Consider the following 21,930-nt stretch of genomic DNA (forward strand, 5'->3'; position numbering starts at 1 on the left):
CGGGGTAAGGCGCCGCACCCGCTTCGGAAACAGGCTGTGGACGCAGGCGCGGCTTCGGGTCTAGTTATCGTGTAACAGCCCGCAGTGAATGGACGGGCCAGGGAGAACCACCAGACATGCTGTTTCGTTCGCTTCGGTCCGCCATAGCCGCGACTGCCTCCATCGCCACAGTCGCCGGGGCGCTGGCCATCACCGCCGCCCCGAACGTGGCCCAGGCCGACGAGGGGATGTGGACGTTCGACAACTTCCCCATCCAGACCGTCAACGACAAATACGGCACCCGCATCGATCAGGCCTGGCTGGACCGCGTCCGTAACTCGGCCGTGCGTCTGCAGGGCTGTTCGGCTTCCTTCGTGTCCGAGAGCGGCCTGATCCTGACGAACTGGCACTGCGTGGTCGGCTGCGTGCAGGATCTGTCCAGCCCGGAGAACGACTTCGTCAAGAACGGCTGGATGACGGCCAATCGCGAGGAAGAGAAAACCTGCCCCGGCCAGACCGCCGAGGTCCTGACCGACATCGTCGACGTGACCGATCGCGTCCTGGCCGCCGGCGAGGGCCTGGAAGGCGCGGCCTTCAACGCCGCCCGCAGCGCCGAGACCGCCAAGATCCAGGAAGAGAACTGCGCCGGCGACGCCAAGCTAAACTGCCAGGTGATCAGCTTCTACCGCGGCGGCCGATATGCCCTGTACAAGTTCCGCCGCTATGAAGACGTGCGCCTTGTGTTCGCGCCCGAGAACCAGGCCGCCTTCTTCGGTGGGGACCCCGATAACTTCAACTTCCCGCGCTATGCCCTGGATGCCGCCTTCCTGCGCGCCTACGAGGACGGCAAGCCGGTCGAGACGTCCAACTTCCTGAAGTGGAACCCCAATGCACCGGCCGAGGGTGACGTCACCTTCGTGGCCGGCAACCCCGGCACCACCCAGCGCCTGCTGACCATGAGCCAGCTGGAGCGACTGCGCGACCAGCAACTGCCGACCCAGCTGATCCAGGGCTCGGAACTGCGGGGTCGCCTGCTGGAGTATTCGCTGACCGACGAGGAGGCCGGCCGCGCGTCCTTCGACACCATCTTCGGCCTCGAGAACAGCTTCAAGGTCTGGTACGGCCAGCAGGGGGCTCTGACCGATCCCGCCTTCATGGCCACCAAGCGCCAGCAGGAAGCCGAGCTGCGCCAGCGCGTCGCCGCAGACCCTGCCCTGCTGCAACGCATCGGCGATCCGTGGGCCGAGCTGGAAGCCGTCGAAACCGCCGCGCGCGATCTGTACCTGCCCTATCGCCAGCTGGTTCAGGGTGCCGGTGGCGGCTCGCAGCTTTACGGCTACGCCCGCGCCCTGGCCGGTGTCGCCCGCGACAACGCCCGCCCGGAAGGTGAACGCCGCATCACGCCGCAACAACGCGCGGCACTGCAGGGCCGTCTGGCCACCGTCCTGCCGGTCACGCCCGGCATCGACGAGGTCCAGATGCGTTACTGGCTGTCCAAGACGCGCGAGTATCTGACGGTCGACAATCCGACGGTGAAGGCCATGCTGGGCCGCGAAAGCCCGGAAGCCCTGGCCGAACGTCTGATCGCGGGAACGAAGCTGGCCGATCCGGCCTTCCGCGTCGCTGCCCTGTCGATGACGCCGGAACAGCTGGCCGAGGCCGATCCGCTGATCGGTTTCGTCCTGGCCAATGAGGCGGCCGGTGCCGAAGTGGCGGCCCAGTGGGCCAGCACGGTCAGCGCCCCGACGGCCCGCGCCGCCGAGCGCGTCGCCCAGGCCCGCTTCGCCGTCTATGGCGACAACCTGTATCCCGACGCGACCTTCTCGCTTCGCCTGTCCTATGGCCAGGTTCAGGGCTGGACCTATCGCGGCGTGACCGTCCCGGCCTTCACCTACATGGGTGGCCTGTACGAGCGGGCGACGGGCTCGGTGCCGTTCAATGCGGCGCAGAAGTTCCTGGATGCCGAGGACCGCATCAACAAGCAGACCGTCTACGACTTCGTCTCGACCAACGACATCATCGGCGGCAACTCCGGCTCGCCCGTGATCAATGCCGCGGGCGAAGTGATCGGCACGGCCTTCGACGGCAACATCCACTCGCTGGGTGGGTCGTTCGGCTATGACGGTACTCTGAACCGGACGGTGTCGGTCTCGACCGCCGCCGTCACCGAGGCGCTGCGGGTGATCTATCCCAGCCCGCGCCTGCTGGAAGAGCTGGGGGTCGAGTAGGGTCCCTTCTCCCTTGCGGGAGAAGGTGTCAGGCGCAGCCTGACGGATGAGGGGTCGCACCGGTCTTGCCGGGCGACCCCTTCGTCATTCATGGTCATTCCACAACAACCGCACCAGCTGGTGCGACCCCTCATCCGGCCCTCCGGGCCACCCGCCGTCGCCTCGCAATGCGAGCCTCCTTCACCCGCAAGGGAAGAAGGGGAAGGAGCATCCCATGCGTTTCACCCCCGCCCTCGCCGCCGCAATGCTGACCCTCGCCGCCGCCTCTGCAGCGCAAGCTGAGGAAGGCATGTGGACGTTCGACAACTTCCCCATCGCGCGGGCCAATGCCACGCTGGGGACGAACATCGATCAGGCCTGGCTGGACCGGGTGCGGCTGAGCTCGGTCAAGTTCGGCGGCTGTTCGGCGGGCATCGTCTCGGCCGAGGGGCTGGTGATGACCAACAACCACTGCGTCGCCACATGCGTGGCCAATCTGTCGACCCAGGCGGTCAACTACGCCGAGACCGGCTTCACCCCGCGCAGCCGGGAGGAGGAGCTGAAATGCCCCGGCGGCACGGCCGAGATCCTGACGGAGATCACGGACATCACCGAGCGGATGCAGGCCGCCGGGGCCGGTCTGGAAGGCCAGGCCTTCACCCGCGCGCGCGATGCCGAAGCCGGACGGATCGAGCAGGAGGCGTGCGGCGATGCGACCGACAAACGCTGTCAGGTCGTCAGCCTGTATCGCGGCGGTCAGTTCAAGCTCTACACCTACAAGAAATACTCCGACGTGCGCCTGGCCTGGGCCCCGGAAGATCGGGCCGCGACCTTCGGCGGCGACCTGGACAACTTCAGCTTCCCGCGCTTCTCGATCGATGCGGCCTTCATCCGCCTGTATGAAAACGGCGCGCCGGTCGCGACGCCGACCCACTTCAAGTGGAATGCCGACAAGCCGGTCGAGGGCACGCCGGTCTTCGTTTCGGGCAGCCCGGGATCGACCCAGCGCCTGCTGACCCAGGACCAGCTGTTCACCATCCGCGACGTCGTCCTGCCCATGGACCAGCTGCTGGCCAGCGAACTGCGCGGGCGGCTGATCCGGTTCAGCCAGGAAAGCGAAGAGAACGCCTTCATCGCCATGGACCCGATCGTGGGACTGGAGAACACCTACAAGCGTGGGCTGGGCCGGATGCGGGCGCTGGTGGATCAACAATTCATGGCCAAGCGGGCCGAGGCCGAGGTCGATTTCCAGAGCCGCATTCGCGGAGCGACAGCGACCCCCGCTGATCCCTGGTCCACATTGTCGGCAGTCCAGCCCGCAGCCCGCGAACTTTACCCCGCCATGGCCCTGCTGGAAGGCGGCACCGGCCTGGGCACCACGCCGGTGGCAGGCGGATCGCAACTGTTCAACTGGGCGCGGACACTGGTGCGCGGGGCGCAGGAGCGCGAGAAGCCATCGGCCGAACGCCTGCCCGAGTTCGCCGACAGCCGCCTGACCGCCATTCAATCCGGCCTGTTCGCCGAACGCCCCGTCTATCCGGCGCTGGATCAGGTGCGGATGGAATGGTGGCTGTCCAAGACGCGCGAATGGCTGACGGTCGATGACCCGCGCATGGCGGTGCTGCTGGGTGATGAATCGCCCGAGGCGCGCTCCGCCCGTCTGGTCCAGGGCACGACCCTGGGCGATCCGGCCGTGCGCCGGGCCCTGTGGGAGGGTGGCCTGGCCGCCATCCAGGCGTCGGACGATCCGATGATCCAGTATCTGCTGACCTTGCAGGAGCCGACCCGCGCCATCCGCGCCGACTGGGAAGCCCGCGTCGATGCACCGACCGCCCGTGCGTCAGAGCAACTGGCCGCCCTGCGCTTCCAGGCCTACGGCGACAGCGTCTATCCGGATGCGACCGGCACCCTGCGCCTGACCTATGGCCAGATCGAGGGCACAGACGTGCCCGGACAGCGGTTCGGAGCCTTCACGACCTTCAGCGGGCTGTGGGACCGGGCGACCGGCTCGGCCCCCTTCGATGTCGCGCCGAAGCTACTGGCCGCGCGCGAGCGGATCGACGGAGATACGGTGCTGAACATGGCCGTGTCGTCCGACACCATCGGCGGCTCGTCGGGATCGCCGGTCGTCAACGCGGCGGGCGAGATCCTGGGGGCGAACTTCGACTCCACCGTCCTGACCCAGCGCAACGCCTATGGCTATGATCGCAACGTCAACCGCTCGGTCATCGTGACCACCGGGGCAGTGACGACCGCGCTGCGCGATGTGTACGGGATGGAACGGCTGGTGGCGGAGTTGGGGGTGGAGTGAGCTTTCTCCCTCCCCTTCATGGGGAGGGACGGCGAGGCCGAAGGCTGAGCCAGGGTGGGGTCCCAAAGGGCCGCAGCTCTCCGATACGCACCCCACCCTGTAGCCGCTTCGCGCCGACATCCCTCCCCATGAAGGGGAGGGAGAATCCTAGACCGCGCTCATCTTCTGCTGGGCCTTCGAGAAATACTGCCAGCCGGTCCACAGGGTAACGATGGCGGCCGCCCAGATCAGGACATAGGCGAACACCTGGAAATGCGGCTGCCATTCCAGCGGCAGGCCGAAGCCGTCCCACAGCAGGGCAACCTGGAGCGCGCCCAGAGCGATCATCTGCAAGACCGTCTTCCACTTGGCCAGCAGGGTGACCGGCAGCTTGACCTTGCCCGCCACGGTTTCGCGCAGGGCCGAAACGGCGAACTCGCGGAACAGGATCAGGCCGCAGGGAATGGCGATCTGGGGCAAGGCTCCCCAGGCCAGGACGCCCAGGATGGCCCCGGTGACCAGAACCTTGTCGGCGATGGGGTCCAGAATGGCCCCCCAGCGCGTGGTCGCATTCCACCGCCGCGCCAGAAAGCCGTCGATCCAGTCGCTGGACGCCGCCACCACAAAGATCACGAAGGCCGTGCGGCCGAACCGGAACTGGTCGTCGGGGCTGAGATATTCCGACAGGATCGGCACACCCTGCGGCGCGGCACCGGCCAGGATCAGGAACATGATCACCCCGGCAAACAGCCTCAGGCCGGTGATGATATTCGGAATGGGATTGGCAGGATGGCTGGGGGTCATGATCTCAATTCCGTCTCAAGCACGGCTGTCTGGACAACGGGATGTGCCACGCTTCGTTGCCTTAGGCGAGGATCGCGCGAAGCCTCAATCCAGCGCCTCGAACCGGCCCGGTCCACGCAGGGCCCGCAGGATGCCGTCGGCGATGCCGAAATGCAGGCCGCTGAGGGTCAGCTGGCCCGCCGCCTCGCGCTCGGCGATCCAGGGAAAGGTGCGCAGATTGTCGATCGACAGGCGCACGATGGCCTCCTCCGACGCCTGTTCGACATGGTCTGGATCGACCGCCTCGGCGACGCGGCGCACGACGGGTTCGCCCTGCGCGATCCAGGGCGCGACGAAATCGCGGACGCTGTCGGGGGCACCGGTCCGCATGGCCGCCACGCCGCCGCAATGGGCATGGCCCATGACCACGATGCGCGACACACCCAGCACCTTCACCCCGAACTCCAGCGCGGCGGATACCCCGTGCAGCTGGCCATCCGGCTCATAGGGCGGGACGAGGTTGGCGACGTTGCGCACCACGAACAGCTGGCCCGGCGCGGCGTCGAAGATCAGGGCCGGATCGGCGCGGCTGTCCGAGCAGGCCACGATCAGGGTGTGCGGCTTCTGCCCGGCGGCGAGCGCCTCATACTCGGCCTTGGCCTCGGGCCAGTGATCCTGGCGAAAGCGGCGATAGCCGGCGAGGAGAGTGTCGGAGGAATCGTCGGTCATGAGGGCGGTATAGGCGATCGGTGACGCCTGGGGGAGAGGGTACAGCAGAGCCGTTGCCCGCTCGGTCGTGCTGGAAGAAGATCGCCGGACCGTCACCCAAATGTCGCCGGTGGCTTGAAGGCGGGGCGCTGGAATTCGGACCGGGTTCAGAAGGTCACTTACTGATCACGCTGATATCGCCATTGCGCTCAAGGGACGCCGATCGGACATTCTCCAGATCGGCGTGACCGGCGTCGCGCAGCGCCATCCTCATGTCGCCCTCGCCGATGCCTGCGCGCCGCATGGCCGCTTCGTCCGGTTCTCCGTCACGAACAAGCTGCACCGACGCCCCCTTGGTGAGTGCGCTCAGCCACGACCACCGGGCCGCACCCATGGCGAGCAGGCCATGCAGGGCGACCAGGATGACTGTGGCCGTCAGGGTCGGAACGAACGGGGCGCTGCCGGTCAGCGCCCGGCTGAGATTGGAACCCACAATGACGGCAAAGATGATGTCGAGCGGGCTCCATTTTCCGAAGGCGCGCGTGGCCGCGAAGCGTACGATGAGAACACCCAGAAGGAAGATCAGGACAGCTCGCAGGGACATCTGCAGTGCGCTGATCTCCTGACCCTGGTTTCCGATGATGGAATGCAGGACATCCATCAGGGCACCCGGGTGACAGTGAGTGTACCGTCCGTTTCCAGGAACACCGCGTCGGCGTCGGCGAGATCACGTCCCCCCGATTGCCGGATGGCCGCCTGCACCTCGTCGCAAGTAATCCGCTGACGGCGCATGGCCTGGGGAAGAAGCTCGCCCCTGCGCGCCAGCAGCGTGGCCTCGGCCTTGACGACACTGTTGAAGCGCGGCCAGCGAACCGAGGCCGAGGTGACCAGAAACTGCATGCCGACCAGAAGGCCGAGGGCGACCAGCCCGTCTACCAGAGACAGAGTGCTGCTGGTGATCACTGACGCCAGGGTCGAGCCAAGCGCGATCGTCACGACGAAATCGAAAGCGTTCAGCTTGGCCAGCGTCCGCTTGCCTGAAAGACGCAGGATCAGGATCAGGGCGACATAGGCGGCCGGAGCGATCACGAGGATACGCAGCACTCCGTCCCATCCGTTGAAGATTGCATCCGGCACATTGCCCTCCAGAGCGGTCAAACGAGCCCTGCCTGCAGAGGTTGCCCTGCCGTTTCGTCAGGAGGCGGAATCTTGCCCCCCGCACACCGGATTTTACGGTTTGCGCTTCTTCCCGTCGATCAGCACAGCCTGCTGCCAGCGGCTGGGGGCCTTGTCGATGCGGTGGAGGCAGCCGGACCAGCAGCAGGGGCGCTTCTTGCCTTCGCGCAGTTCGTCGGTGGTGCGGGTGATGCGGCGCTGTCGGGTCGCGGGCTGTTTCGCGTCCTCGACCCAGCAGATGAACTCATTGCGGCCCAGCGGCGTCAGCCCTTGCCAGAGGGCCAGAATCTCCGGGTCGGCCTGCACGGCGGCCTGAAGATCGGCCCCGGCGACATGGACGGTGCCCTGGGCGAAGTCGCTCATGCCGGTGTCTCCTGACGCCGCATCCTAGCCGCGCGTTTCCGGATGGAAGAAGCCATGGATCCGCTCCGCCAGCGGCTGGTTGATCCCGTCCACCTTGACCAGATCGACCACCGAGGCGCGCCCCACCCCCTTGGCCGAGCCGAAGGCGTGCAGCAGGGCCTTCTTGCGACCGGGGCCGACGCCCTCGATCTCGTCCAGTGGATTGCGCTTGATGTCCATGGAGCGGCGCTTGGCGTGGGCCCCGTTGGCGAAGCGGTGGGCCTCGTCACGCAGGCGCTGGACATAATAGAGGGCCGGTGACTTCAGCGGCATCATGAAGGGCGGCTTGCCGGGCATGAAGAAATGCTCCTTGCCCGCGTCGCGGTCCGGTCCCTTGGCCACGCCCACGGCCGTGATGTCGTCCAGCCCCAGATCGGCCAGCACGGCCAGCACCTCGGCCAGTTGCCCTGCCCCGCCGTCGATCAGCAGCAGGTCGGGACGCACAACCTCCTCCGTCCCCTCCTCCTCGTCCTTGACCAGTCGGCCGAAGCGACGGCGCATGACCTCTCGCATCATGCCGTAGTCATCGCCGGGGGTCAGGTCCGTGCCCTTGATGTTGAACTTGCGATACTGCGACTTCTGGAAGCCTTCGGGCCCGGCCACGATCATGCCGCCGACCGCATTGGTCCCCTGGATGTGGGCATTGTCATAGACCTCGATCCGCTCGGGGCGGGCGTCCAGACCGAAGGCCTCGCAGACCTCGTCCAGGATTTTGCCCTGGGCCGAGCCCTCGGCCATCTTGCGACCCAGAGCCTCGCGGGCGTTGGTCAGGGCATGGTCGATCAGGGCCGCCTTGTCGCCGCGTTTCGGCTGTTCGATCGAGACCACACGGCGGCCGTCGGCCGTCTTGGCCTTCATCGAAAAGGCCTCCTCCAGCAGCTCCTTCTCGAACGGCAGTATGTTGGACAGGACCAGGCGCGGGACAGGCTTGTCCTCATAGAACTGGCCCAGAAAGGCGGCCAGGATTTCGGGATCGGTGTCGGTCCGATCGACGCGCGGGAAATAGGCCCGGCCGCCCCAGTTCTGGCCCCCGCGATAGAAGAAGACCTGGACGCAGGCCTGACCGCCCTCGCTGAACAGGGCGAAGACGTCCGCCTCGGCCACGCCCTCGGCGCTGACGGAGTTTTCCATGCTGATGGCGGACAGGGCGCGGATGCGGTCGCGCACGCGGGCGGCCTGTTCATAGTCCATGGCCTCGGCGGCGGCGGTCATCTCGTCGGACAGGCGGGCGATGACGGCCCGCGACTTGCCCTTCAGAAAGTCAGACGCCTCCCCGACCAGCTGGCCGTAGTCCTCCAGGCTGATCAGGCCGGTGCAGGGGGCCGAGCAGCGCTTGATCTGATGCAGCATGCAGGGCCGGGTGCGGGTCTCGTAGACGCTGTCCGAGCAGGATCGCAGCAGGAAGGCCTTCTGCAGGGTGTTCAGCGTGCGGTTCACCGCCCAGGTCGAGGCGAAGGGCCCGAAATAGTCGCCCGGCGTGGTGTGGGCCCCGCGATGCTTGCGGACCTGGGGTGCGCGATGGTCCTTGCGGATCATCAGCTCGGCGAAGGACTTGTCGTCGCGCAGGACGACGTTGAACCGTGGCTTCAGCTTCTTGATGAAGTTGGATTCCAGCAGCAGGGCCTCGGTCTCGGATGCCGTGACCACCAGCTCCATCGAGCGGGTCAGCGACACCATCAGGCCGATGCGCTGGGTGTGGAACCGGCCTTGCGCATACTGCAGGATACGCTTCTTGATCGACCGCGCCTTGCCGACATACAGGCAAGTCCCATCCGCGCCATACATCCGGTAGACGCCCGGCTTGTCTGGCGCACGCCGCGCCTCGTCGCGGATCAGATCGGAGGCGACCAGCGGCAGGGTTTCAGGGGCGGGCGAGTCGGTCGGCATCACGCCCGATATAGGACGGCGCGCGGCGACGCGCGACCGCTCAGCGCGTCGGTAGCAACCGCGCGCGGGCATCCAGGGTCAGATAGACACAGATGGCCAGCAGGCCGATGTCCTTGGCCAGAAACTGACCCGTCGATGCCAGGGCGGGGAAGGCATAACCCTCCTGCACAATGCCCGGCGCGGTGAAGAAGAAGCTGAGCGTGACCAGAAAGGTCGCCACCCCCATCAGACCCCCGACCAGACCGGCCAGCGGAATGCGCCCGCCCAGGGCGATCAGGCCGCCCGCCGTCAGCTCCAGCACACCGATCACAATCGAGGCCCCGGCCACACCGATCAGCGGATACATCCAGCCGAACAGCCAATAGTCGCGGGCGATGCCGGCGACCCCTTCGGCCTCATAGGGCAGGAATTTCATATAGCCAAAGACCAGCAGGATCAGCACGATCCCCAGTCGCAGCGCGGCCCGGCCGTCCAGACTGGACGATCTGGAAATGGCGATGTCGGTCATTGAGGCCCCCTGTGCGTGTCCGGTGCATTCGCTGCAGACGACGCAAAGGTTACATTCAATCCGCCCGATCAGAACCGCCGAACCATCAGCACCCCGCCGATTACCAGGGCGACGCCCGCCAGTCGGCCCAGGTTGATGGGCTGCTGCGGCGCACCGAACGCGCCAAAATGGTCCAGGATCAGGCTGATCAGCAGCTGGCCCGCCACCATCAGGGTGATGGTCAGCGCCACCCCCAGCCGGGGCACGCCCCAGGTCGCCGCGATCACGAAGACCACGCCGTACAATCCGCCGATCCAGGCGTACCAGGGCAGGCTGCGCGCCGCGACCATGTCCGGCCGCGTCTGGAACAATACCGCCATCAGCCCCAGCGCCACCGTCCCCACCGCGAACGACACGAAGGCTGCGTTCACCGGCGAGCCGACGGCGGTCATCAGCCTGGCATTCGTCGGGGCCTGCAAGGCGGTCGCACCCCCGGCCAGAATGATCAGCAGCATGGGAAAGAGATTGGGGTTCATGACACGATGGCTAGCACCGGAATCGGTAGGGCGCACCTGCCCTGACGCAGCCGCCTATTGATGATCAGGCGTAGCGGCTCTATTGCAGCCCCAGTCTCAGGAGCATGCCATGCTGGCCCTTTACGTCATCCTCGGTTTCGTCGTCGTTCTCGGCGTGATCAACTTCATCGAATTCGGCCGGGTTGACTGATACCTCGACCGGTCGCGGAGCCGCCCTGGTCACGGGCGGGGGCAAGCGGATCGGGCGCGCCATCTGTCTGACGCTGGCGCAGGCCGGGTTCGACATCGTCGTCCATTATCGATCATCAAACGACGCCGCACAGGCCGTCGCGGACGAGGTGCGGGCGCTAGGTCGCCGGGCCGAAACCGTTCAGGGCGATCTGTCGGACGAGGCTCGGGTAGCGCGGATCGTTCCGGACGCCGTGGCCGCGATCGGACCGCTGAGCGTGCTGGTTAACAATGCCTCCGTCTTCGAGGACGACCGGGTGGGATCGCTGGAGCGCGAGACCTGGGACGCCCATATGGAGACCAATCTGCGGGCCCCGATCGTGCTGAGCGAGGCCTTTGCGGGCCAGGCTGCTGACGGTTCCTGCATCGTCAATCTGCTGGACCAGCGGGTACTGAAGCCCGATCCGCGCTTCATCTCCTATGCCCTGTCGAGGAACGGCCTGTGGTGGGCGACGCGGACCCTGGCCCAGGCCCTGGCCCCGCGCATCCGGGTCAATGGCGTCGGCCCCGGTCCGACCCTGGCCTCCATCCATCAGACTGACGAAGAGTTCGCCGCAGAGGCCGCCGCCACCCTGTTGCAGCGTCCGGGCAGCCCCGAAGCGGTGGCCGAGGCCGTACGCTGGCTGGTCGAGGCCGATCTGGTCACCGGCCAGATGATCGCCGTCGATGCGGGCCAGCACCTGGCCTGGAAGACCCCGGACATTCTGGAGTAACGCCGTGAGTGCTGCCACCCTGCCCTTCAGCGCCAGTGATGGGGTCCGCCATGAGGCCTTGAGCGTCTTCGTGCGCGGACTGACGGTCCAGGCCGGGATCGGCATTCACGATCACGAGCAGAACAGGCTTCAGAGCCTGGTCATCGACGTCACCCTGACCCTGACGCCGGGGCCGGTCGAGCGTTTGGGCGATACCATCAACTACGAGACCGTCGCCGCCGCGGCCCGCGCCATCGTGGACGAGGGCCATGTCGGTCTTGTCGAGACCTTTGCCCAGCGACTGGCCCTGTCCTGCCTGCGGGAGGCGCATGTTCAGCGGTGCGTGGTGCGTATCGAGAAACCAGGCGCTCTGGAGGGTGTCATCGCGCCCGGCTGCGAAGTCGTGCTGACGCGCGGCTAGTTGCGCCGAACGGGCGGCGACGTCATTGTTCGCCGCGTACCCGATTGCCAGCCCAGGATTGTCGATGGCCGAACCCGGCGCCCCCAAGGACCCCCAGGTTCCCGACGACCACGACGACATGGTCGGCTTCTCGACGCCCGCATCTCTGGCCGGTCGTCCGCGTGAAGAGGCGCGGCCTGCCCGGCCTGCATCGCCGGCCCGGGCCGCGCGTGAGCCCGAACCGGACCTGTTCGATCCGTCTCCGGAAGCGGTGGCTGCATCGTCCACGCCTGAACCCACACCTGAAACGGGTGTCGCCGCTGCGCCGGTCAGTGCGGGATCGGTCTTTGCACCTTCCGAATTTTCCACCCGCGCACGCGGTCGCGGCGAGCCCGCCGACCTGCCAAACGGCGGCACGGGACTGTTCACCGGCTATGCCCTGATCCTGTTTGCCGTGCCGACGCTGGGGGTGTCAGTGATCGTCGGCCTGCTGGCCATCATCAGCCGCGCCGTCCCGTCCGACGACCTGTCACGCTCGCACCACCTGTATCAGCGGCGGACCCTGTTCGCGGCGGCGGTGGCGGCAGTGGTCGGGCTGGTCCTGATTGCGGCCCCGTTCGCCTTGGGTGTGCCGGTGCTGTTCCTGCTGGCCATCTGGGTCATCCTGCGTGGGGCTGCTGGCGTCATGGCGCTGAAGTCCGGGCGGCCGATCCGGAATCCATCGGGCTGGTGGATCTGAGGCTATGACGGTCCTGCCGCCGGAGCCCGGTCGCCCCCGGTTCAACCAGACCCATGAATCGGCGGGCAAGCCGGCGGCCATGATCGTCTGGGTGCTGTATCTGCTGGCCCTGCCCAGCGCCAATCTGCTGGCCATCGTCGGCATGCTGGTGGCGGCCTCGGCGCGGGGCGGCGCGACCGGCCTGGCCCGCCAGCATCTGGATCGTCAGTTGAAGCTGTTCTGGACGTCGGCGGTGATCAATATCGTGCTGACCGGCATCTGCATGGTCGGGATCGTCAGCCTGGCGATGGACCCCAGCCAGGCGGCCTGGTTGCTGCCGCTGACTGTCGTCAGCGGACTGGCACTGATCGGGCTGACGCTGTGGTTCACCGTCCGCAGCGCCATCGCGGCCCTGAACCTGGCCCGCGACCGCGCCCCCTGAGCGCAGCAAAAAAACTCTTATCGGCCAAGCTGGAACGGCGCAGGGCTGGGCGGGTTTGCTGTGTCGGATGGCCGACATTGGCAGTCCGGAACCACCGGGGACAGTAATGAGTGATTTGCGCGACGTGCGGGACCAGAACCGCTTCGAACAGGGCTTCGTCGATCAGGACGGCCAGACCCGCACCGTCTTCGCCGACTATGCGACCCAGGGCGACACCCGCATCATCCTGCATGTCGAGGCCGATCCCGCCCTGCGTGGCACCGGCGCGGCCAGCACCTTCATGCGTGCCCTGTCCGAACATGCGCGGGCTGAAAAGCTGAAGCTGGCTCCCCGGTGCAGCTACGCCGTCGCCTGGCTGAAGCGACATCCCGAGTTTTCGGACATTCTGGCCTAGAGCGGCTTCTCCGCCTTGGTCGGCAGGATGAACCAGGTCTGGAAGCGCAGGGCCGCATTGCGATCTCCCTGCACGACGATGGCTCCCGCCTCTTCCATCGCCTCCAGCGGCACCTTGCCATAGACATAGCCGGCCATGGCCTCGGGCGTGGTGTCGAAGACCACATCAGCGTCGTCGATCTCGGCCCGGCGCGGCGTCAGGGTGCCGTTCTCGACCCGCACCCGGAATGTCTCCTCGCCCAGCACGAAGCCGACGGTCACGACCCGGTCCCCCGCCACATCGGCCTGGAACATCGTCCGGAACGACAGCATCAGCGACGTCTTCGACAGGGGCAGGGTCGGGTCATGTCCCGGCGACCGCGCCGCCCAGTTGCCCAGCACGATCAGCAGCTGATCCGCCTCATAGCCCCACGGCGTCAGACCATAGACCTGCACGGACGCGGGCGGGGGCAGTTTGGATCGCACGACGATACCGTGGCTCTCCAGCGTCTCCAGTCGCTGGGTCAGGACATTGGCGCTGATCCCTGGCAGGGCGGCGCGGATATCGCCGAACCGTCGCGGGCCAAACATCATCTCGCGCATGATCAGCAGCGACCACCGTTCTCCGACCAGCTCCAGCGCATGGGCGGTTCCGCAGGCGTCATCGTACCAGCGTTTTAGCTCCGGATTCTTTTTGGTTAGTTTTTCTAACTTCATGGTTGACATATATAACCAGCTTCGGCTTGATGCACAACGTCAACGGCGTCGCACCGAACGCCGCAGAGGAACCCCACCGGCGCTCAAGCCGCGCTACCACCAGAACGCGCTCAAGCAGCGAGCCTCCGCGAGGCGAGCGTTAGCGCCCCAAAGGAAAGGCGAAGCCGATGTCCCGCATGATTTTCATCAACCTGCCGGTCTCTGACCTGGCAAAATCCGTCGCCTTCTACGAAGCGACCGGGGCGACCAGAAACCCGCAGTTCAGCGACGACACCGCCGCCTGCATGGTCATCTCCGACACCATCTATGTGATGCTGCTGACCCATCCGAAGTTCGCCAGCTTCACCAGCCGCCCCATCGGCGACCGCTCCAGCGTCCACGCCCTTCTGTGCCTGTCGTGCGACAGCAAGGACGCCGTCCTGGCCCAGTTGGATGCGGCGGTGAAGGCCGGCGGCACCCCCGACCCGACCCCGGAACAGGACTACGGCTTCATGTATGGCCGCAGCTACGAAGACCCCGACGGCCACATCTGGGAGATCATGTGGATGGACCCGGCCGCTGCCTCGGGCGAGGCCCCCGCCGCTGCCTGACCCGCAATCATCGTCATCCCCGCGCAGACGGGGAGACGCAACCGGAGGACAAGCGCATGAAACTGTACGGCGCGCCACCCACCCGCGCGACCCGGCCGATCTGGCTGCTGAACGAACTGGATATCGATTGCGAGATCGTCCCGCTGGATATCCCGGCCGGAGAGCATCAGGGCGCAGAGTTCCTGGCCGTCAATCCGTTCGGCAAGGCCCCGGCCCTGGTGGATGGCGACCTGGCCATGGCGGAATCCGTCGCCATCATGATGTATCTGGCCGAGGCCCACGGCGGAGAGCAGTTCCTGCCCACCGACCCTGCCGAGCGGGCGCGCATGCACCAGTGGAACCTCTTTCTCGTGACCGAGATCGAACAGCCGCTGTGGCGCATGGGCCTGCACACCGTCATCTATCCCGAGGCCGAGCGGATCCCGGCAGACGTCCCCCTCGCCCGCCGCGACTGCCTGCGGATGCTGGCCCCGCTGGAGGCCCACCTTGAGGGACGCGACCACATGGTCGGATCCAGCCTGACTGTCGCGGACTTCAATGCGGCCTATACGCTGGACTGGGCCGACGAGGACGGCGGCCTGTTGGAAGCCTCCCCCAACTGCCGCCGGTTCGTCGAGCGGATGTACGCCCGGCCCAAGGCACCGCCGCGTATCGCCGAGGCCTTTGCCAAGCTGCATTCCGGCGAAGTCCCGCCCTGCTTTCGCGCGGACATCGCGCCCGAGCAGCGACTGCTGCCCTGCGTCTGACCCATGCGTGCCCCGATAACGCCCAGAGGAACACCATGACCAGCGAACTCAGCATCACCCGCTACATTGCCGCCCCGCCCGAAACGGTCTGGCAGGTCTATGTCGAGCGGGGCACCGAATGGTTCACGCCCCGGCCCTGGACGACACCTGCGGTCGATTTCGATCTGCGACCCGGTGGCCGGGCCAACATCACCATGGCCTCCCCCGAGGGCGAAACACACAGCTACCAGGGTGTGTTTCTGGAGGTCGTGCCCAACCGCCGGCTGGTCTCGACCGGGGCCATGACCGAGGGTTGGGTGCCCCAGCCGGGCGACATGAACTTCGTCCGCATCGACACCTTCGAGCCTGAGGGTGACGGCACCCGCTATACCGCCACGGCCCGCCACTGGGACAAGAAGGCCGCCGCCACCCACCGCGACATGGGCTTCGAACAGGGCTGGGCCGCCGCCGCCGATCAACTGGCCGAACTGGCGGAGGCGGTCCAATGACCAGCAAGATCGCCCCCTGTATCTGGTACGACCTGGGTCAGGCCCGCAATGCCGCCGAATTCTACATGACCCTGGGCCTGCCCGACAGCCACATCGACGGCGTCCACGCCAGCCCGTCGGACAATCCTTCCAGCAAGGCGGGCGAGGAGCTGGTGGTCGAGTTCACCCTGGCCGGACAGTCGTTCGTGGGCCTGAACGGCGGGCCCCAGTTCCCTCACACCGAGGCGGTGTCCTTCATGATCCAGACCGAGGATCAGGCCGAAACGGATCGCCTGTGGGACGCCATCGTCGGCCATGGCGGGGCCGAGAGCGCCTGCGGCTGGTGCAAGGATCGCTGGGGCGTCAACTGGCAGATCACCCCGCGCCGCCTGCTGGAGTTCTATACCGACCCCAACCCCGCCCGCGCCAGGGCCGCCTTCGAGGCCATGATGACCATGCACAAGATCGACATCGCGGTCATCGAGGCCGCTGCTGACACGGCGTCATAGGTTTCAGGTTCTAGGGGTCAGGTTCTAGGGATAGGCAAACGCGAGCCCGGCCAGAACCTAGAACCTAGAACCTAGAACCTAGAACCTAGAACCTAAGGCCAACCCTCCGAAGGAGAACCAGAATGTCCTACATCACCGGCTTCCTCACCCCTGTCAAAACCGAGGACAAGGAGCGCTACATCGCGTCCGCCCAGAAGTCCTGGCCGCTGTTCCAGAAATACGGGGCCCTGGAACAGATCGAATGCTGGGGCGAGGACATCCCGCCCGGCAAGGTCACCGGTTTCGACCTGGCCGTGAAGCTGGAGCCCGGCGAGGTGGTGGTCTTCGCCTGGCTGAAATGGCCTGATCGCGCCACCGCCGACGCCTGCTGGCAGCAGATGGAGGCCGACCCTGCCTTCGCCGACATGGACATGCCCTTCGACGGCAAGCGCATGATGTGGGGCGGGTTCGCGCCCGTGTTCGAAGGGAAGTAACCTTAGCGGCAAAACCGCGTGTCGGTCGCCTCCAGATGGAGGTGGTCGGCATGCACCGCGTTGTAGTCGGGGCTCAGCGTGGTGCCGAAGATGCGGCAGGCGTCGTCACGGATACGGCGCAGGAAGCGCGACTGGGGCGTGTCGCCATTCCAGTCGTTCAGAACCGTGATGCGCCGCCCGTCGCGCAGGCGCACGCCGGCAAAATCCAGCGCGGCGGCCTGGGAGTGGGCGCTGATCCGGGTGCTGCCCACGCCGTTGTTCACATTGCGACAGGCATAGGCCCCCATGTGGTCGATCTGGACTACGTCCGAACCCAGGATCTCGCGCGCCGCTGGCTCCAGCGACTGTCGCCGCCAGATGCTGAGCGCCAGGGCCGTGCGGCAGGTCATCTGGACATCGCCCGGCGACATCCGCGCAATGGTGCCCATGTCTGCGCCCAGAACACCTGCGCCAGTCAGGCCGCACGTGGCCGAGTTCGCCCGGTCCGGAACAGGGCTGAAGTTCACGCGCGCCGCCGTCAACTGCGTCACGCACTGGCGAAGGTCTGCGCTTTCGCGGATCAACGCCTCGCGCGTGTTGCCGCCGAGCGGCAGATCGACCAGCGCCCCGACCAGCGGGGCCTCGGTGCGGGAAGACGCAGCCGGATAGCTGGGCCTCGCAGGCTCGGGCAGCATGGCACTACAACTTGCCAACGCCACAAGGGCTAGCGGAGCGAGGATCAGGCGAAGCGGATGCGTCATCGCCGGGACGCTAGCGGATTTCGTCAGACGCTTGAATCACGAGACGGCGAGGCGGAAAAAAGAACGTTGCGCGGCGAGGCTGTTGCAAAGGTGGGCCGTCAGAACGGGCTTCCCACCCGAGCTGCAGCATGGCACCAGTGCCCCATGAAGCCCGTCCTGCTCCTTCCGCTCCTCGCCGCCGTCCTGTTCACCGCCGCCTGTACCGACAGCAAGCGGGCACGCAACGATGCGACCTGGGGGGATCGTCCGGCCCAGATCACCTGCTGGAGCTATGGCGTCCAGAATTTCGAGGGACGGTCCACCGGCAAGGTTGAATACGACGACGGCGGACGCATCTCGTTCGTGGACGCCGCCAACAACCGCTACACCACGATCGATGGCGACTGCCGTGTGGTCTACGATCCCAAGCCGAACTGAGCCTCGCTCCTCTCCCGCCGGGAGAGGATTTGAGACCTAGCTGTCCAGGAAGGACCGCAGCTTCCGCGACCGCGACGGATGCTTCAGCTTGCGCAGCGCCTTGGCTTCGATCTGACGGATGCGCTCACGCGTCACCGAGAACTGCTGGCCGACCTCTTCAAGCGTGTGGTCGGTGTTCATGCCGATGCCGAAGCGCATCCGAAGAACCCGCTCCTCGCGCGGCGTCAGGGACGCCAGCACGCGGGTCGTAGTCTCGCGCAGGTTCGACTGAATGGCCGCGTCGATGGGCAGGATCGCATTCTTGTCCTCGATGAAGTCGCCCAGGTGGCTGTCTTCCTCGTCGCCGATGGGCGTTTCGAGCGAGATCGGCTCCTTGGCGATCTTCAGAACCTTGCGCACCTTCTCCAGCGGCATGGCCAGCTTTTCGGCCAGTTCTTCCGGGGTCGGCTCGCGGCCGATCTCGTGCAGCATCTGGCGCGAGGTGCGGACGATCTTGTTGATCGTCTCGATCATATGCACCGGGATACGGATGGTCCGCGCCTGGTCGGCGATGGAGCGGGTGATCGCCTGACGGATCCACCAGGTGGCGTAGGTCGAGAACTTGTATCCACGACGGTACTCGAACTTGTCGACCGCCTTCATCAGACCGATGTTGCCCTCCTGGATCAGGTCCAGGAACTGCAGGCCGCGGTTGGTGTATTTCTTGGCGATGGAGATGACCAGGCGCAGGTTGGCCTCGACCATTTCCTTCTTGGCCTGACGGGCCTCGCGCTCGCCCTTCTGGACCTTCTGGACGATGCGACGATAGTCATCGATCGGCAGGCCGGCCTCGGTCGCCACAGCGGCGACGTCGCCCCGGATCTGGGCGATCTGGGCGGATTCGTTCTCGCTGAACTTGGTCCAGCGCACGCCCATGTCCTTGACGCTATCGGCCCAGTTCGGGTCCAGCTCGGCACCGAAATACGACTTCAGGAACTCGGGCCGCGAGATGCCGTAGCTGTCGGCCAGGCGCAGAAGGCGTCCCTCCAGCCCGATCAGGCGCTTGTTGATCGCATACAGCTGCTCGACCAGGGCCTCGATGCGGTTGTTGTTCAACTTCATCGTCTTCAGGCGACCTGAAATGGTCGCCGTCAGGGTGTCATAGGCCTTCTGGTCCTTGGCGGTCAGGACCTCGCCCTTCAGGCGGCTCTCGACCAGCTTGTCCTGCAGCTTGCGGAATGCCCCGAAGTCGCCGGCCACGGCGTCCAGCACATCCATGACGCCATCGCGCAGTTCGGCCTCCAGCGCCGAGATGGACATCCCGCCGCCATCGTCGAAGTCTTCGTCTTCCTCGTCCTCGTCCGCCTTTTCCTCGGTTTCCGAAGACGGCACAGGCTTTTCACCCGGCAGCGGCTGGGGCGGCTGGTTGTGCGGCAGGGACGACGGGTTCAGCACGCCATAGGTGGCGTCCAGGTCGATGACCTCACGCAGCAGGATCCGGTTGTTGGCCAGTTCGTCACGCCACACCATGATGGCCTCGAACGTCAGGGCGCTTTCGCACAGACCCGAGATCATGGCGTCGCGGCCGGCCTCGATCCGCTTGGCGATGGCGATCTCGCCCTCGCGGCTCAGAAGCTCGACCGAGCCCATCTCGCGCAGATACATCCGCACGGGGTCGTCGGTGCGGTCATAGGCGGCCTTGGCCGGAGCCTCGGCAACGGCCGTTCCGGCGGCAGCCGCGACATCGGTGCCCGCCGCTTCGCCTGCGTCTTCTTCGGCCTCGACGACGTTGACGCCCATTTCGGACAGCATGGCCAGGGTGTCCTCGATCGCGTCGGGGGTCACCTCTTCGGAGGGCAGAACCTTGTTCAGCTCCTCCATCGTCACATAGCCCTTGGCCTTGGCCTGCTTGATGAATTTTTTGACGCCGGCGTCGGTAAGGTCGAGCAGCGGGCCGTCGCTCTGGACTTCGGCTTCCTGCGTCTCGGTCGTTTCACTCATTCAGTCAGTCTCCGGACGGAGGGCTGATCAGGCCGTCCATCTCATACAATGTGTGACGGGGTCGTTGGTTACGAGCCCGCTTTGTCTTCCCAAATCTCACCGGTTTTGACCGCGCGACGCAAAGCATCCCGCTCGGCTTTCAACCTGCGGAACGCCTCGTCCTGACCCGGCATGGAGGCCGCCGAGGCCAGCGCATCTTCAAGGGCGGCGACGCGAGTAAGTGCGTCGAACGCCTGCGACCATCGGATCCTTGCTTCGGCGAGGGGCGCATTTGCGGCCAGGAAAGGCGCGCCGGACTTTGCCGCCGCCTTCTCGACCTCGCGCACTAAAGCATCGTGACCCGACTGCGCCAGATGGCGTCGCAAGGCCGCGCTGTCAAGGGTTTGGGCTGTTCCCTGGGCACTGAACCGCAACCGGACGAGTTCCTGCGCCAGCCCATCCAGTGCTTTGTCGCCGAAGCCATGCGCCGCGATGTCTTCCAGATGATCATCCATGCGGGCCGGATCGTCGATGGCACCATGGGCCAGTGCGGCCGCCACAGGCTCGATGGAGCGCGACAGCGACTGCATGGCCTGCGCGCCTTCCGTCGTCTGGCCCAGCATAGGCGGTGGACCAAAGCGCCCACGTCCACGCCCGCTGAAACTCTGGCCCGGGGCCTGACGACCTGGCACGGACTGCGGGCTGCGCTGCGGCGTGAACAGGGCGTCGAACCGGTCGAACAAGTCGCGACGATACTGATCGGCCAGGTCCTTGTCCTGAATGGCCGAGGCCGCCTGCCGCAGTCGACCTTTCAGCCCGGCACGGCGCTCCGGCGTATCCAGCGGTTCGAGCTCGGCCTCCTTGCCGAACAGGACCTCGGCGAAGGGCCGCGTGCCCGACATGGCCTGACGCAGGGCGGGCGCACCCTTGTCACGCAGGATGTCGTCGGGATCCTGCCCCCCGTCCAGAAGGGCGAAGCGGAACGACTTGCCTGATTTCAACTGCGGCAGGGCGCGATCAATGGCGCGATAGGCGGCGCGCCTGCCCGCTGCATCGCCGTCGAAGCACAGCACGGGCTCGGACGACACGCGCCACAGCAACGCCATTTGCTCTTCGGTCAGGGCCGTGCCCATGGGGGCGACGGCGGGGATGCCCGCGCGCTGGCAGGCGATGACGTCCATATAGCCCTCGACCACGACGACGGCCTGTTCGCCCTTGGACTCGGCCCCCAGGATGCGCCGCGCCTCGGGCAGGCCGTAGAGGGTGGCTCCCTTGTGAAACAGCGGGCTTTCCGGTCCATTCAGATATTTGGCGCGGTCGTCGGGGTTCATGGCCCGGCCGCCGAACGACACGATCCGCCCCCGCGCATCCAGGATCGGGAACATCAGCCGGTCGCGGAAGCGGTCGTAGGGGTTGCCGCCCCCCTCCGGCGCGATCAGCATCCCCGCCTCGACCAGATCGCCGGGCTTGGCACCGCGCTGGACCAGGGCCTGTTTCAGCCCCTCTCGATCGTTGGGCGCATAGCCCAGGCCGAACCGTTCCCACTGATCCTCGGGCAGACCGCGCCGCTCCAGATATTCCCGCGCCGCCTTGCCCACCGAGCGGCGCAGATTGGCGGCGAACCATTTCTGGGACAGGTCCATCCAGTCGGCCAGACCCTTGCGCTTCTCCTCGCGCTCGGCCGCCTGGGGGTCTCCCGCCGGCAGGGCCATCCCTGCCTCGCCGGCCAGACGCTGGACCGCCTCGACGAAGGTCAGCCGCTCGGTCTCCTGCAGGAAGCTGATGATGTCGCCATGCTTGCCGGAGCTGAAATCGTGGAAGAAGCCCTTGTCATCGTTGACGAAAAACGACGGCGACTTTTCCTTGGAGAAGGGCGACAGGCCGACATATTCGCGCCCCTGACGCTTGAGCTTCACCGACCGCCCGATGACGTCGGACGGGCGAAGGCGAGCCTTCAGTTCCTCAATGTATCGTTCGTCAAAGCGCACTGCACAGCCTTAATCGG

The 21,930-nt window shown here is 66.3% G+C and carries 25 protein-coding genes; 13 read left to right on the forward strand and 12 right to left on the reverse strand.

Annotated elements, in window-relative coordinates; translation table 11 throughout:
* Positions 1-116: 116 nt before the first annotated feature.
* Together AC4PRM_RS08095 and AC4PRM_RS08100 are read left to right on the forward strand one after the other, a co-directional pair.
* Positions 117-2,207: a S46 family peptidase gene (locus AC4PRM_RS08095; RefSeq protein ID WP_492039468.1), complete on the forward strand. Its 2,091-nt coding sequence runs from the start codon at positions 117-119 to the stop codon at positions 2,205-2,207.
* A gap of 214 nt (positions 2,208-2,421) precedes the next feature.
* The gene (locus AC4PRM_RS08100; RefSeq protein ID WP_492039469.1) at positions 2,422-4,497 is read left to right on the forward strand and encodes a S46 family peptidase; all 2,076 of its coding nucleotides are present in this window, start codon (positions 2,422-2,424) and stop codon (positions 4,495-4,497) included.
* Between the two features lie 147 nt (positions 4,498-4,644).
* Here AC4PRM_RS08100 and pgsA read toward each other — a convergent pair whose 3' ends face one another.
* The 8 genes from pgsA to AC4PRM_RS08140 form a co-directional block, all read right to left on the reverse strand.
* Positions 4,645-5,280 (reverse strand): CDP-diacylglycerol--glycerol-3-phosphate 3-phosphatidyltransferase, encoded by a 636-nt coding sequence (gene pgsA / locus AC4PRM_RS08105; RefSeq protein ID WP_292175510.1) that lies wholly within the window; start codon positions 5,278-5,280, stop codon positions 4,645-4,647.
* Positions 5,281-5,364: 84 nt separating this feature from the next.
* On the reverse strand, positions 5,365-5,988 hold the full coding sequence (locus AC4PRM_RS08110; RefSeq protein WP_492039470.1) for a carbonic anhydrase: 624 nt from the start codon (positions 5,986-5,988) through the stop codon (positions 5,365-5,367).
* 154 nt (positions 5,989-6,142) lie between these two features.
* Entirely contained in the window at positions 6,143-6,628 is a 486-nt protein-coding gene (locus AC4PRM_RS08115) for a DUF421 domain-containing protein (protein WP_487922503.1), read from the reverse strand.
* On the reverse strand, positions 6,628-7,125 hold the full coding sequence (locus AC4PRM_RS08120; protein ID WP_492039471.1) for a DUF421 domain-containing protein: 498 nt from the start codon (positions 7,123-7,125) through the stop codon (positions 6,628-6,630). Before AC4PRM_RS08120 ends, AC4PRM_RS08115 begins: the two co-directional genes overlap by 1 nt.
* 72 nt (positions 7,126-7,197) lie before the next feature.
* A complete protein-coding gene (locus AC4PRM_RS08125; protein WP_492039472.1) occupies positions 7,198-7,506 on the reverse strand; it encodes a YdeI/OmpD-associated family protein in 309 nt (102 codons plus the stop codon).
* Between the two features lie 24 nt (positions 7,507-7,530).
* Positions 7,531-9,432 carry an excinuclease ABC subunit UvrC gene (uvrC, locus tag AC4PRM_RS08130; protein WP_492039473.1) on the reverse strand — a complete coding sequence of 634 codons (1,902 nt, stop codon included), beginning with the start codon at positions 9,430-9,432 and terminating at the stop codon, positions 7,531-7,533.
* A gap of 40 nt (positions 9,433-9,472) precedes the next feature.
* Complete coding sequence (locus AC4PRM_RS08135; protein ID WP_492039474.1) at positions 9,473-9,940, reverse strand: YkgB family protein; 468 nt, start codon at positions 9,938-9,940, stop codon at positions 9,473-9,475.
* 68 nt (positions 9,941-10,008) lie between these two features.
* On the reverse strand, positions 10,009-10,455 hold the full coding sequence (locus tag AC4PRM_RS08140; protein WP_292174696.1) for a DMT family transporter: 447 nt from the start codon (positions 10,453-10,455) through the stop codon (positions 10,009-10,011).
* A 182-nt stretch (positions 10,456-10,637) separates the two neighbouring features.
* Between AC4PRM_RS08140 and AC4PRM_RS08145 the strand changes: the two genes are divergently transcribed.
* From AC4PRM_RS08145 to AC4PRM_RS08165, 5 genes are all read left to right on the forward strand, one after another.
* Positions 10,638-11,396 (forward strand): SDR family oxidoreductase, encoded by a 759-nt coding sequence (locus AC4PRM_RS08145; protein ID WP_492039475.1) that lies wholly within the window; start codon positions 10,638-10,640, stop codon positions 11,394-11,396.
* Between the two features lie 4 nt (positions 11,397-11,400).
* The gene (gene folB, locus AC4PRM_RS08150) at positions 11,401-11,796 is read left to right on the forward strand and encodes a dihydroneopterin aldolase (protein ID WP_492039476.1); all 396 of its coding nucleotides are present in this window, start codon (positions 11,401-11,403) and stop codon (positions 11,794-11,796) included.
* Positions 11,797-11,860: 64 nt separating this feature from the next.
* Positions 11,861-12,514 (forward strand): hypothetical protein, encoded by a 654-nt coding sequence (locus AC4PRM_RS08155; protein ID WP_492039477.1) that lies wholly within the window; start codon positions 11,861-11,863, stop codon positions 12,512-12,514.
* A gap of 4 nt (positions 12,515-12,518) precedes the next feature.
* Positions 12,519-12,935, forward strand: a complete 417-nt coding sequence (locus AC4PRM_RS08160) for a hypothetical protein (protein ID WP_373258236.1) — start codon at positions 12,519-12,521, stop codon at positions 12,933-12,935.
* A 106-nt stretch (positions 12,936-13,041) separates the two neighbouring features.
* Positions 13,042-13,329: a GNAT family N-acetyltransferase gene (locus tag AC4PRM_RS08165; protein ID WP_492039478.1), complete on the forward strand. Its 288-nt coding sequence runs from the start codon at positions 13,042-13,044 to the stop codon at positions 13,327-13,329.
* On the opposite strand, the gene AC4PRM_RS08170 is transcribed toward AC4PRM_RS08165, so the two are convergent.
* Positions 13,326-14,024 carry a winged helix-turn-helix transcriptional regulator gene (locus AC4PRM_RS08170; protein WP_492039479.1) on the reverse strand — a complete coding sequence of 233 codons (699 nt, stop codon included), beginning with the start codon at positions 14,022-14,024 and terminating at the stop codon, positions 13,326-13,328. The genes AC4PRM_RS08165 and AC4PRM_RS08170 overlap by 4 nt on opposite strands.
* 167 nt (positions 14,025-14,191) lie before the next feature.
* Here AC4PRM_RS08170 and AC4PRM_RS08175 point away from each other — a divergent pair, with 167 nt between their 5' ends.
* The 5 genes from AC4PRM_RS08175 (at position 14,192) to AC4PRM_RS08195 (ending at position 16,809) form a co-directional block, all read left to right on the forward strand.
* Positions 14,192-14,614, forward strand: coding sequence for a VOC family protein (locus tag AC4PRM_RS08175; RefSeq protein ID WP_492039480.1), 423 nt, complete (start codon positions 14,192-14,194; stop codon positions 14,612-14,614).
* 56 nt (positions 14,615-14,670) lie between these two features.
* Entirely contained in the window at positions 14,671-15,360 is a 690-nt protein-coding gene (locus tag AC4PRM_RS08180; protein ID WP_492039481.1) for a glutathione S-transferase family protein, read from the forward strand.
* Positions 15,361-15,395: 35 nt separating this feature from the next.
* A complete protein-coding gene (locus AC4PRM_RS08185) occupies positions 15,396-15,848 on the forward strand; it encodes an SRPBCC family protein (protein WP_492039482.1) in 453 nt (150 codons plus the stop codon).
* A complete protein-coding gene (locus tag AC4PRM_RS08190) occupies positions 15,845-16,336 on the forward strand; it encodes a VOC family protein (RefSeq protein WP_492039483.1) in 492 nt (163 codons plus the stop codon). Before AC4PRM_RS08185 ends, AC4PRM_RS08190 begins: the two co-directional genes overlap by 4 nt.
* Before the next feature lie 122 nt (positions 16,337-16,458).
* Positions 16,459-16,809 carry a DUF1428 domain-containing protein gene (locus AC4PRM_RS08195; RefSeq protein ID WP_492039484.1) on the forward strand — a complete coding sequence of 117 codons (351 nt, stop codon included), beginning with the start codon at positions 16,459-16,461 and terminating at the stop codon, positions 16,807-16,809.
* A 2-nt stretch (positions 16,810-16,811) separates the two neighbouring features.
* On the opposite strand, the gene AC4PRM_RS08200 is transcribed toward AC4PRM_RS08195, so the two are convergent.
* On the reverse strand, positions 16,812-17,483 hold the full coding sequence (locus AC4PRM_RS08200; RefSeq protein WP_492039485.1) for an extensin-like domain-containing protein: 672 nt from the start codon (positions 17,481-17,483) through the stop codon (positions 16,812-16,814).
* Between the two features lie 210 nt (positions 17,484-17,693).
* On the opposite strand from AC4PRM_RS08200, the gene AC4PRM_RS08205 reads away from it, so the two are divergent.
* Positions 17,694-17,966, forward strand: coding sequence for a hypothetical protein (locus tag AC4PRM_RS08205; protein WP_492039486.1), 273 nt, complete (start codon positions 17,694-17,696; stop codon positions 17,964-17,966).
* Positions 17,967-18,002: 36 nt separating this feature from the next.
* On the opposite strand, the gene rpoD is transcribed toward AC4PRM_RS08205, so the two are convergent.
* Complete coding sequence (rpoD, locus tag AC4PRM_RS08210; protein ID WP_373258249.1) at positions 18,003-19,946, reverse strand: RNA polymerase sigma factor RpoD; 1,944 nt, start codon at positions 19,944-19,946, stop codon at positions 18,003-18,005.
* 68 nt (positions 19,947-20,014) lie between these two features.
* Positions 20,015-21,913, reverse strand: coding sequence for a DNA primase (gene dnaG / locus AC4PRM_RS08215; RefSeq protein ID WP_492039487.1), 1,899 nt, complete (start codon positions 21,911-21,913; stop codon positions 20,015-20,017).
* Positions 21,914-21,930: the final 17 nt, after the last annotated feature.

Source organism: Brevundimonas sp. DW-iso22, assembly GCF_058725425.1.